The 10,452-nt window shown below is 69.7% G+C and carries 12 protein-coding genes and 1 pseudogene; 4 read left to right on the forward strand and 9 right to left on the reverse strand.

The genetic code is table 11. From position 1 onward, the window contains the following. From AB0H87_RS31005 to AB0H87_RS31025, 5 genes and pseudogenes are all read right to left on the reverse strand, one after another. Positions 1 to 229 (reverse strand): annotated as a pseudogene (locus AB0H87_RS31005) (hypothetical protein); the annotation flags it as partial. Positions 230 to 360: 131 nt separating this feature from the next. Beyond that, a complete protein-coding gene (locus AB0H87_RS31010) occupies positions 361 to 2,121 on the reverse strand; it encodes an adenylyl cyclase (RefSeq protein ID WP_360153533.1) in 1,761 nt (586 codons plus the stop codon). A 92-nt stretch (positions 2,122 to 2,213) separates the two neighbouring features. Beyond that, positions 2,214 to 3,005 carry a PIG-L deacetylase family protein gene (locus AB0H87_RS31015; protein ID WP_360153536.1) on the reverse strand — a complete coding sequence of 264 codons (792 nt, stop codon included), beginning with the start codon at positions 3,003 to 3,005 and terminating at the stop codon, positions 2,214 to 2,216. 24 nt (positions 3,006 to 3,029) lie between these two features. Beyond that, complete coding sequence (locus tag AB0H87_RS31020; RefSeq protein WP_360153539.1) at positions 3,030 to 4,163, reverse strand: hypothetical protein; 1,134 nt, start codon at positions 4,161 to 4,163, stop codon at positions 3,030 to 3,032. Next, on the reverse strand, positions 4,160 to 5,242 hold the full coding sequence (locus tag AB0H87_RS31025; RefSeq protein WP_360153542.1) for an XRE family transcriptional regulator: 1,083 nt from the start codon (positions 5,240 to 5,242) through the stop codon (positions 4,160 to 4,162). Before AB0H87_RS31025 ends, AB0H87_RS31020 begins: the two co-directional genes overlap by 4 nt. A 315-nt stretch (positions 5,243 to 5,557) precedes the next feature. On the opposite strand from AB0H87_RS31025, the gene AB0H87_RS31030 reads away from it, so the two are divergent. The 3 genes from AB0H87_RS31030 to AB0H87_RS31040 are packed head-to-tail and all read left to right on the forward strand — an operon-like array spanning position 5,558 to position 7,169. After that, on the forward strand, positions 5,558 to 5,779 hold the full coding sequence (locus AB0H87_RS31030) for a hypothetical protein (protein WP_360153545.1): 222 nt from the start codon (positions 5,558 to 5,560) through the stop codon (positions 5,777 to 5,779). A gap of 44 nt (positions 5,780 to 5,823) precedes the next feature. Beyond that, complete coding sequence (locus tag AB0H87_RS31035) at positions 5,824 to 6,315, forward strand: GNAT family N-acetyltransferase (protein ID WP_360153548.1); 492 nt, start codon at positions 5,824 to 5,826, stop codon at positions 6,313 to 6,315. Between the two features lie 17 nt (positions 6,316 to 6,332). Then, complete coding sequence (locus AB0H87_RS31040; protein WP_360153551.1) at positions 6,333 to 7,169, forward strand: LLM class flavin-dependent oxidoreductase; 837 nt, start codon at positions 6,333 to 6,335, stop codon at positions 7,167 to 7,169. Here the strand turns inward: AB0H87_RS31040 and AB0H87_RS31045 are convergent. The 4 genes from AB0H87_RS31045 to AB0H87_RS31060 form a co-directional block, all read right to left on the reverse strand. Continuing rightward, entirely contained in the window at positions 7,166 to 7,651 is a 486-nt protein-coding gene (locus tag AB0H87_RS31045) for a carbonic anhydrase (RefSeq protein WP_360153566.1), read from the reverse strand. The genes AB0H87_RS31040 and AB0H87_RS31045 overlap by 4 nt on opposite strands. A gap of 133 nt (positions 7,652 to 7,784) precedes the next feature. Beyond that, on the reverse strand, positions 7,785 to 8,222 hold the full coding sequence (locus tag AB0H87_RS31050; RefSeq protein ID WP_360153554.1) for an organic hydroperoxide resistance protein: 438 nt from the start codon (positions 8,220 to 8,222) through the stop codon (positions 7,785 to 7,787). A 21-nt stretch (positions 8,223 to 8,243) separates the two neighbouring features. Further along, on the reverse strand, positions 8,244 to 8,540 hold the full coding sequence (locus AB0H87_RS31055) for a lipopolysaccharide assembly protein LapA domain-containing protein (RefSeq protein ID WP_360153557.1): 297 nt from the start codon (positions 8,538 to 8,540) through the stop codon (positions 8,244 to 8,246). 892 nt (positions 8,541 to 9,432) lie between these two features. Further along, a complete protein-coding gene (locus tag AB0H87_RS31060) occupies positions 9,433 to 9,816 on the reverse strand; it encodes an STAS domain-containing protein (RefSeq protein WP_360153560.1) in 384 nt (127 codons plus the stop codon). Between the two features lie 93 nt (positions 9,817 to 9,909). Here AB0H87_RS31060 and AB0H87_RS31065 point away from each other — a divergent pair, with 93 nt between their 5' ends. Then, entirely contained in the window at positions 9,910 to 10,383 is a 474-nt protein-coding gene (locus AB0H87_RS31065; RefSeq protein WP_360153563.1) for a MarR family transcriptional regulator, read from the forward strand. The last annotated feature ends 69 nt before the right edge of the window (positions 10,384 to 10,452 follow it).

The raw sequence follows: 10,452 nt of genomic DNA on the forward strand, positions 1-10,452 counted from the left end.
GCTTGATCACCGGTCGGCCGTAGTAGGACCGGAAGTCGGCCGGCGGCACCATGACCCGGTCGCCCTTGCCCTTGCCCGCCGGTTGGTGGACGGGTTTGCGCCAGCAGCGTCGGTCCTGCAGCCGTTGGCCGACGCCGCGTGCGCCGGCGCCGGGTGGCCGGCCCCTTGTGTCCTGCGGTGTGCCGGGCCCGCGCTGGTTCGCCGCGTGTCCACGGTCCGCGTCGGTCACCCTGACCCCGATGCCGACGGGTGGGCTGCTGTCACGTGCGAAGGCCCGCGCCAGGTTCGGCGCGGGCCTTCGTGTCAATACCGGAGCGTGGCGGGCTCGCACCCGGTCCGGGCGAGCCCGCCCCGCCGTTCTCAGGCCGGATACTCCGTGACCGCGCTCGTGCTGAACGAGCCGATGCACGGCGTACCAGCATCGTTGATCGTGCGTTCGATGCCACCGCTCCCGTCCAGGAAGACGGTGATCATGTTGTGGAAGCGCACCCCAGCCCGGTCCGGCACCTCGATGCCGCGCGCGGCACGGATGTCGACGCCCTGGTTGAAATACGAGTAGACGCCCAGGCCCCACGCCTCGTGCGTGCGCACCGACGGTGCGACCTTGTACGACGCCCAGCCGTTGCCCGTCGGGCTGTTCCACGCCGCCTGGCTCGGCGGGTCGTACGGCAGCTCGCTCTGGTAGAAGATCGTCCGGCCGCGCTCGCCGTTCCAGATCGTCTGCCACTTCTGGTAGTGCTCGACGAACAGGCCGTACGCCGTGACGTCGTCGCCGTTCACGACCACGCCGGTGTCACCCGTGTTCTGTGTCCAGCCGATGCCGTTGCCGTGGTCGCCACGCCAGGCCCAGATGTTCTCCAGGATCGTGTCGTCGCTGTTGACCACGAGGCTGGTCTTCGCCCGGCCGACCCACGGCCCGCCGATCCGGATGAAGACGTCCTGCAGCGAGGTCGGGTTGCGCGAGTGATCGCGCCGGCCACCCCGGGAACCCACCTCGATCAGCGTGTCCGACTGCCGGGCGCCCGCGTCGACCAGCACCCCGGCCACCTTGACGCCGTCCACGTCGGCGATCTTCAGCGCGGCCTCGCCGGTGTCGGGCGCGAGGCTGGGCATGCCGAGGCCGAGCACCACGGTGTTCTTGTGCAGCACCCGCAGCGGCCGGTCGAGGTGGTAGACGCCCGGGGTGAGCAGCAGGTGCTTGCCGAGCGCGAGCGCCAGGTTGATCCGCGCGGCGCTGTCGGACGGCTTGGCGATGAAGAAGTCGTCGATGTCGATCGACGAGCCGGGCTCGCTGCCGTCGGACCAGGTGGTGCCGGCCGTCTCGTGCTGCAGCGCCGGCACGAAGACGCGGTACTTGCCGCGCCCGTCCACGTACAGGAACGGCTTCTCGCGGCTCACCGGGCTGGTGGGCAGCGTCGTGTACGGCGGGTTCGGGAAGCCGGTCGCCGGTGCGCCGGTGACGCCCGAGAAGACCTGGTTCCACACGCCGTTGGTCCAGACGTCACCGAGCTCGCTGTCGCGGGTCAGCCACTGCTGCTGCGAGCCGTTGATGGTGATGCCGTCCACCTTGGAGTTGGCGATGAACCCGCCGCTGGAGTAGCCCTCGTTGCCGGGCTCCAACCAGAGGATCCCCTTCACGTGTACGCGTCGCATCGGCGACGCCTGGGAGACCGCCCACTGGTTGGACCAGTCGGTCGGGGTCACCGTGAAGTTCTCGGCGGACCGCCAGAAGTTGGTCAGCGCCGAGACGCCGCCGTGCGCGTCGGGGTTGGGCTGACCGATCACCCGGACGGCCCCGGTGATGTCCACATCGGCCGGCGACCGCCCGAGCCCGGACACGGTGGTGTAGTAGCCGAGCCGGGCGTTGACGTCGTAGTGGCCGGGCTTGAAGAGCACCGCGTACCGGTTGGTGCCCATCTCGTTCTTCTCTTGCTGTGCGAACAGCTCGTCGAACTTGGCCTGGATCTCGGCCGCCGGCGTGCTGGGGTCGTAGACGAAGACGTTCGGACCGAAGTCGGGCTCACCGCGATGTGCGGCGGCGCTGCCGGGAAGGGCGAACACACCGGCAGCGGTCAACGTGGCCGCGGCAGCGGCGGCTGCGACAAGACGGACGGTTCTCATCGACCTGCCTAACGGGGACGGTGGTGAGAGCGCTCTCTCAGATCGATCCGTTTCTACCTGGTGATGAGTAGGTTGCGCTAGGTCCCGAGTGGTCAGATCTCCGTGACGACCGGAGGTTGGGTGCCCTGCTCCCACGGCGGCGGGCCTTCGAAGCGCAGCGCGTGCACGTCGAAGAGGACCGCGTTCTGCACGCCGAGAGCCGGGCCCGCCATGCCCGATGCCCAGGTCAGCATGCCTTCCGGGTCGGGGCCGACGGCGCCGAGGCCCTTGGTGTATTCGGCGTGTGCGGCCAGGGAGGCGATGCCGCGGCGCAGCGGCTCACCGGTGACGTCGACGCCGTGGGTGGGTCGGTCGGCGCCCGCGACGCAGACGAACCGCACGCCGTTCCAGGGCTCGAGGCCCTCGTCGGCCAGTTCCGGGAAGATCCAGCGGTTGCCGGCGTCGCGCGCCGCGTCGAGGGCGGCCAGACCGACCGCGCGGTGGTCGGCCTGGTTGGTCATGCCGCCGACCATCCGGACCGTGAACGCGCCGGTCAGGATGACCTCCGGCCGGTGCCGGCGGATCGCACGGGTGATGTCGCGGCGCAGCGCGTTGCTGTATTCGACGACGCCGTCGCGGTGGTCGAGGAACTCCACGACGTCGACGCCGACCTCGGCGGCACCGGCACGTTCCTCCTGCTCACGCAGGGGTGCGGCGTCCTCCGGGGACATCGAGTCGATGCCTGCCTCGCCGCGGGTGGCGAGCAGATAGGTCACGGTCTTGCCCTGCGCGGTCCAGCGCGCGACCGCGGACGCGGTGCCGTATTCGATGTCGTCGGGGTGCGCGGCCACGGCCATCGCCCGCGACCAGTCTTCCGGCAGGGCCGGCAGGAGAACGTCAGTCACGGCAAAACCCTAGTACCGAATCGGTCACGGCTCGAAGACGCGCGTCGCGTCCAGCCCGAGGTGCGCCAGCGCGCGGCGGGCGTCTGGCTCCTTGGGCAGTTCCTGGATGCGGGTGCGCCAGACGGCGCGGTCGGCGGTGAGCGCCTCGAGGTAGCGCACGCACAGGTCGGGCGTGATGAACCGGCGCCGGCCGTGGGAGGCACGCATCGCCTCGGTCATCCGCCGCCGCTCGTCGGGCGAGCGATCGCACCGCGGAATCGCCTCGATGATCCGGTCGACCATCGCGCCCCGGTCGGCGAGGAAAGCGGCCCAGAACGCGTGGTCGGCGTCGTCCACCGAACCGCCGTCGTCGAGCAGCGCGTAGATGCCCTCGGCCAGGCAGTCGCCGAACTCCTCGCCGCGGGCGCGACCCGTCGTGCGGAACGGGTCGTAGGGTTCCTGGACCATCCGTCCCGTGACCGCGGTCGGGCTCAGGCCGTCCTCGTCGAGCAGGAAGAACCAGTCCTCGTTGTAGATGTTCGGAAAGAACGTGGTGGTCCGGCTGACCGGGACGACCATCGCGCCGCCGCCGACGAACGTCTGCTGGTCGACGCCGACCGCGCGGAGCGCGTGGCACACCACCGAGTTGTCCGGGTAACCGGCGTTGCCGAGACCCACCATGCTGAACCTGTCGAGCAGACCGGCGGCGGCCCGCATGTCGTCGGGGCGCACCGAGCGGATGTCGTCGTCGAGGAACGCGACCCGGTCCCACCCGGTCATCCGGGAGAGCGCGAGACCCAGGTTGCGCTTGAGGCTCAGGTCTCCGCGGCGCCGGAACCGTTGCTCGTCGGGCAGCGCCGAGGTCGCGAACTCCGGCAGTCGGACCTGGTCGTGGACGTCCGTAGCGATCACGTGCACGCCGAGTCGCCGCGCGGCCCGCAGGACGCCTTCGGCGTCGGCGCGGAGGCTGCACAGCGCGACGAGCGGACAGTCGAGCTGCTCCGCGAGGCGCAGGGCGAAGCTCAGGTAAACCGTCGGGCGCGCCGTCGGCACGATGATCGCGTCGAGGGTGTCGAACCGGGTCGGCTGGTCGACCCGATGCAGCAGCCGGGTGTGCGACGTGTGGTGCCGTGCCGCCTGTGCCGGCGCTCCCGTGGGCCGGCTGACCAGGTCGGTCACGCGGACCACTCGTGGAGGACGTTGTCCGGCTGGGTCCAGTCAGGCGTGACCACCTCGCCACCCACCACCCGGACCCGGGACAGGATGCTGTAGGTCTGGGCACCCTCGAAGCGACTTTCCACGTAACCGGCGTTGCGGTCGCGGAAGCGTTGGTCGGTGAGCGCGCGTACGGCGCCGTAGACACCCCGACCGAACATGCCGTTGCACACGGTGACGGTCCTCTTGTTGTTGTAAGGGTTCGCGCCGCGGCAGAAGTGTGCGACGTCTTCGAGCAGGATCCGGCGTTCGTCGTCATTGCGGAGGGCCGGTCGGTGCGACTCACCGCTGCCGTCCCGCACCTCGAAGGCGCCCTCGTCGTCGGGCCTGTCGGTCAGCCGGGTCTGTTGCCGGACGGGCACACCCAACGAGAAGAGGACGTCGCCGATCAGTTGGTTGAAGTCAACGCCTCCGAGCAGGACCAGGTGCGTGGTGAGGTGGTCATTCGTGACCAACGAGGTGGGCAGGAACCGGACGTCGCTGCGGGGGTTCGCCGCCCGAACGTGTCCGTGCAGCTCGACCAGCGAGTCCACGTCGGCGTAGTTGTAGAGCGTGACGTAGTCCGGGCTCTCCGGGTCGGTGAAGATCGGGTTGGCCTGAAGCTTCGCACCCAACTGGCCACAGACGATCGTCACCGGCGCGCCGTCAGCGAAGTGCCACGGCCCGGCGCCCGGCGGCCGGTCGACGAACTGCGTGGGAATCCAGACCCGGTGCCGGCGACCGACCGCGGCGGCGCGCAGAGTCAGCAACTCGTCTTCCAGCTGCTCGCGGCGTGCTTCCTCGTCGGGGGACAGGTCGGTGTGCAGCCTGGCCCGGCCGTCGCCGACGGAGCGCTGGGTGGCGAAGAAGCGGGCATAGCTGGTGAGCCGGTCGGCGGGCGGCGCCTTCGGTGCCGTCGTGCGCTCCCACGAGGAGATCAGCGGGACGCTGACGCCCAGGGCCTTCGCCAGCTGGGGCTGCTTTACCGGAGTCGGCCATTCGTTGAGCCGGAGACTGCGAAGCCGCAGGGCAAGCGCCCTCGCGGGGTCCTCGTCGCCAGCCAATGCCAATCTCCTTCAGTCAACTTCAGCGGCTTTAGCTGAAGTTGGTGGGGTGCGTGAACGCTCATGAAAGCCACATTCACGCCGATCGGTGCCGCCTACAGGACACTAGCATCTTGATTCAGCTCAATGCTGAAGTTTAAGCTGAAGATCAAGGATTTAACATAATCGTTAAAGGGGGGAGTGAAGCCGGGGAGAGCTTAGCAGCGGCAGGGTCCACTTTGGCTGTTGGACCAGGAACGAAGACACCCTCGGCGGCAACCGAGGGTGTCTTGCAAGAACGGCAAGCTCCTACGGGTCTGAAGCGAGGAGTCCGTCATGTCAACGGTAATCGCTGTGTCCGATCTGGCCAAGGACTCGGTCTTGCTGGATCAGGGCGCCCTCACCTCCCTACTCGCCGCTTTCGCCGGCCTTGTGCTGATCGGATCGCTGTACGACCTCATCGACGTGGTCGGCAAGGCGTTCACGCGTGCCGCACTCGGCACCTCGGCATTGCTGACCGTCATGGTCGTAATGGCCGTCGTGGTGGTCCGCGCATAACGCGGATCTGACGCGACTTCACCTTCTACCGGCACCATGACGGTGTGGAGATCCGGCCGGCGTCCGCCGAGGACATGCTCTATCTCGAGCGTGTCCTCGGCCCCGAACGGACGGCCTTCTATCGCCACCGGCTGAAACGCCAGGGTGTGGTGCTCACCTCCTGGGAAGGCGAGGACCTCACCGGCACCGTCTACGTCACCTGGGAGCCGGCCGACGAGGACCAGGTCCGCCTGCACCTGCCCGGCGTCCCGTTCGTACACCGGCTGTATGTCGTGCCCGGTCTGCGGAAGAAGGGTCGGGGCCAGGCGTTGCTGCGGGAGGCGGAGGAACTCGACGAGGTGCGCCTGGCCGGCCGCCTCGGCATCGGCATCGACCTCGACAACGACGTGGTGGTCTCGCTCTACGAGCGGCTCGGCTACCGCGAGTGGGCGCACGGCATCGTCGAGACCACCCGCGAGGAGCACCTCCCCGACGGCACCGTCGCCACGTACCCCGACTTCTGTCGGATCTTCGTGAAGGATCTCGATCCGGCCTGACCGGATACTGTCGGCGGGTGCGAATCGGGGTTTTGTTGCTTCCGGCCGATCCTTGGCCCGAGAGCCTGGCGCTGGCGCGGCGGATCGAGGAGATGGGGTACGACCATCTCTGGACCTACGACCACCTCTCCTGGCGCCGCTATCGCGACCAGCCCTGGCACGCCGCCATCCCGTGGTTGACCGGGATCGCGGCCGGCACCCAGCGGATCCGGCTCGGCACGATGGTCTCCTCGCCCAACTTCCGCCACCCCGTGACGCTGGCCAAGGAGGCGATGACGCTCGACCACATCAGCGACGGGCGGCTCACCCTCGGGGTCGGCGCGGGTGGCATCGGCTTCGACGCGACCGTGCTCGGCGGGCAGGTGCTCACGCCGGGTGAGCGGGCGCGGCGGCTGGACGAGTTCGTCGGCCACCTCGACGCGCTGTTGCGGTCGCCGGCCACCTCGCGGTCCGGCGAGTACTACACGATCGACGAGGCGCGCATGATCCCCGGGAGTGTGCAGCAGCCGCGGGTGCCGCTGGCGGTCGCGGCCGGCGGGCCAAAGACCATGCGGACCGTCATCTCGTACGCCGATGCCTGGATCACCGAAGGCGACTTCGCGAAGATCAGGGCGAATTCCGCCTTGCTGGACGAATCAGGCCGGACCATGGACCGGATCCTGCTCGCCGACAACGGCGACGACCGCCCCCTGGTCAGCGTCGACGCGTTCACCGACCTCGTCGGCCGCTACGCCGAGCTGGGCTTCACCGATCTGGTCTTCCACCACCCGCGCGCGGGCGACCCGGTGTGGACCGACGACCCGGCGATGGTGGAGAAGATCGCCACCGAGGTGCTGCCGGGCCTGCGCGGCTAGCCGGCCTCGACCTCTTCGAGGCGGGCGGTGGCGATGTCGAACACGAAGCCGCGCACGTCGTCGCGGTGCGGCAGCCAGGGGCAACCCCGGACGGCGGCGATCGACTTGCGTACGGTCAGCCGGATGTCGCTGAAGCCTGGCACGTTCCACTCGGGCACGGAGCCGGTCTCGGCGGTCAGCCGCTCGCGGAAGGCGTCGTCGTCGAACCCTTCCATCCCGCACTCGGTGTGGTGGATCACCACGATCTCGCGCGTGCCGAGGTAGTGCTGGCTGACCGCGAGCGAACGCAGCACGTCCTCGGTCGGCAGCCCGCCCGCGTTGCGGATCAGGTGTGCGTCACCGATATCCAGGCCGAGCGCCCCGAACAGGTCCAGCCGGGAGTCCATGCAGGTGACTATCGCCAACCGGAGCTTCGGCCGCAGCGGGCGGGGCCCGGGGAACGTCGCGGCGTAGGTCTCGTTGGCGTGGAGCAGATGGTCGATCGCTGACACAAGGTGGAGTACAACAGACCGGCCGGTCAAGGTGCGACATCTTCCCGCGGTTTGCCGCACATGTCACGGGCAAAAACCCCAACCCGACCCGGACGCGCGCCGGGTCGGATCGGGGTCACGGGCCTCAGCCGACCGGCTTGCCGTTGGCGGTCAGGGTGACGTCGATGTTGCCGCGGGTGGCGTTCGAGTAAGGGCAGATGTCGTGCGCGAGGCGCACCAGGTCGCGGGCCTGTGTCTCGTCGGTGATCGAAGGAAGGGTGACGTCGAGCTCGACGGCCAGCTTGAAGCCGCCGGTGCCGGTGGGCATCAGGCTGACCTTGGCGTCGATGGCGGCGTCGCCGGCCTCGACGTGGGCCCGCCGGGCCGCGCCGGCCATGGCCGACTCGAAGCAGGCGGCGTAGCCGACCGCGAACAGCTGCTCGGGGTTGGTGCCACCGCCCTCGCCGCCCATCTCGACGGGAGCACGCAGATCGACCTCGAGGGCGCCGTCGGAGGTACGGCCGTGGCCGTGCTGCCGGCCGCCGGCCACGTGGGCCTCAGCCGTGTAAAGAACCTTTGCCATACAGCCAAATTAGCGCGGCGCTCAGCGCCAGCGGCGTTCCTTGCGGGTCGCCCGACGAAGCTGCAGGATCCGCGCGGAGAACGGCACGGCGGCGATCAGCGCGCCACCGATGGCGGCCAACAGGAGCGCAACCCCGAGCGGCATGGTGAAGTCAGCGGTCAGGAAGTGGATGCGCACGCTGTCCAGGTTCTGCAACACGAAGACCAAGAGGAAGGCGAGCAGAAGCACGCCGACCAGAAGAATGATCCACGAATAGCTGATCTTTGTGCGGCGCATCTCGTCGGGAAGCGAACCCTTGGTGGAAACGGACCGACTCATGCGACCCACCTCATCCCATAGTTATCCCAAACGTAGCCCGTTGAAAGCGAAAAATCCGCCTAAAACCCTCGGGCCGTGAGCCGAGCCCGACTCGGCCTGCCGGGCGCTGACGCTGCGGCCGCGGCGGTGGCGATCGGGCGGCGCGGCCGCTCGAGCGGCGTCGGTCGCGCCCCCGGGGGTCGATGGTGATCTTGGGTGGCGAGCTGCGCCCGTTGTTGGATGCCGGTGGCCGAAGGGCCTGGGGCGTCGGCCGTGCCGGATTGGCGGCGCTGCCGTCGCAGGCGGGGTGCCGCCGCCCTGGACGTGCGGTGGCGGAAACGGCCCGGGTCTGTGGTGGGCGGCGATGGCCGCAGGGCCGGAGGCGTCGGAAATCCCGCTTTGGTCGTGCGGTGGTCCCTCGGGCGGCGGCCGGGGGGTGCCGCTCAGCGGGTGGCGGGGTCGGGTTTGGGCTGAGCGGCGATGGCCGAAGGGCTGGAGGCGTCGAACATCCCGCTTTGTGGTGCGGCGGTCCCTCGGGCGGCGGCGGGGGTGCCGCTCAGCGGGTGGCGCGGTCGGGTTTGAGCTGAGCGGCAATGGCCGCGGGGCCGGAGGCGTCGGACATGCCGCTTTGGTATTGCGGTGGTCCTCGGGCGGCGGCGGGGTGCCGCTCCGCGGGTGGCGCGGTCGGGTTTGAGCTGAGCGGCGATGGCCGACGGGCTGGAGGCGTCGGACATGCCGCTTTGGTGGTGCGGTGGTGCTGGTGGCGGGGCGTGCCGCTCGGCGCTGGCGGCGGCCGGATTTGGGCTGGGTGGCGATGGTCGCCCGCGCCTGCGCGGGAGGTGGCGGCAAATTGCCGTGGTAGGCGGTCATGGCCAGGGCGCCAGCGGAGTGGCGCCGAACGAGGCGGCGGCGGTTAGCGGAGGCGGCCTTCTTCGCCGCCGGCGCAGGCTGAGGCCACAGTGGCGTAGGCGCGGACCTGGCGGGTCAGGCCGACCACGCCCAGCAGCTTGTGCATGAACGGTGACGGTGCCGCCAGGGCCAGGTAGCCGCCGTTGGCCGCGCAGCGGCGGTGGGCGTCGACGAACGTCGACAGGCCGATCGAGTCGCAGAAACCCAGCAGTGCCAGGTCGATGACGATGCGGTTGGTCGGGTTCGGGCGCGCGAGCAACTCCTCCAGCGCCGTCGCGAGGTCCGCCGCCGTGTCGACGCCCAGCTCGCCCGCCAGTTTCACCACCGTCACACCGCCTGTTGGCGCTTCGGCAACCGTTATGCGCACGAGAACCCCCATTCTCGTCATCCGTCAAACCGTAACTTTCGCTCCAGGGCATACAACGGACAGCTTGTCCGGTCGCCACCAGATTACCTCTGTCACCGAGGTAATCTTCGGAAGATGACCAGCAACGCGGAGGTAGTCGGCGAGTTGATGTCCATCACGGCCGCGTTGCGGCGGCTCTCGCGGCGCCGCACCAGAGAGGCGGTCGCCGTGCCGCCGCTGCCCGAGGCGCAGCGTGAGCTGCTCTTCGTCGTCGCCAGCCAGCCCGGCATCGGGATCGCCGCCGCCGCACAGGTGCTCGACCTCGCCGGCAACTCCGTCAGCACCCTCGTCAACCAGCTCGTCGACGCCGGCCTGCTGCGCCGCGAGCCCGATCCGGCCGACCGGCGCGCCGCGCGGCTCACGCTGACCGATCAGGCGCGCGACCGGATCACGGCCTGGCGCCAGGCCCGGGCCGCGCTGATCGGGCAGGCCCTCGACCGGGCCACGCCCGCCGACCAGGCGGCCATCGCCGCGGCGCTGCCCGCGCTGCGCCGCCTGCTCGAACAGGTGCGCGCCGACGTCGCCGAACCAGCAGGGAGACAAGCATGAGCACGCCCGCCGTGGAAGTGCGCGACCTGCACTACAAGTTCGGCGAGACCAAGGCCGTCGACGGTGTCG

It is taken from the genome of Asanoa sp. NPDC050611 (genome assembly GCF_040654855.1).
Taxonomy (GTDB): Bacteria; Actinomycetota; Actinomycetes; order Mycobacteriales; family Micromonosporaceae; genus Asanoa.

Bases quoted from the DNA above. Each gene is read 5' to 3' on its own strand.
- AB0H87_RS31010 (WP_360153533.1), bottom strand. From the start codon at position 2,121: ATGAGAACCGTCCGTCTTGTCGCAGCCGCCGCTGCCGCGGCCACGTTG.
- AB0H87_RS31030 (WP_360153545.1), top strand. From the start codon at position 5,558: ATGTCAACGGTAATCGCTGTGTCCGATCTGGCCAAGGACTCGGTCTTG.
- AB0H87_RS31050 (WP_360153554.1), bottom strand. From the start codon at position 8,222: ATGGCAAAGGTTCTTTACACGGCTGAGGCCCACGTGGCCGGCGGCCGG.
- AB0H87_RS31055 (WP_360153557.1), bottom strand. From the start codon at position 8,540: ATGAGTCGGTCCGTTTCCACCAAGGGTTCGCTTCCCGACGAGATGCGC.
- AB0H87_RS31060 (WP_360153560.1), bottom strand. From the start codon at position 9,816: ATGACGAGAATGGGGGTTCTCGTGCGCATAACGGTTGCCGAAGCGCCA.
- AB0H87_RS31065 (WP_360153563.1), top strand. From the start codon at position 9,910: ATGACCAGCAACGCGGAGGTAGTCGGCGAGTTGATGTCCATCACGGCC.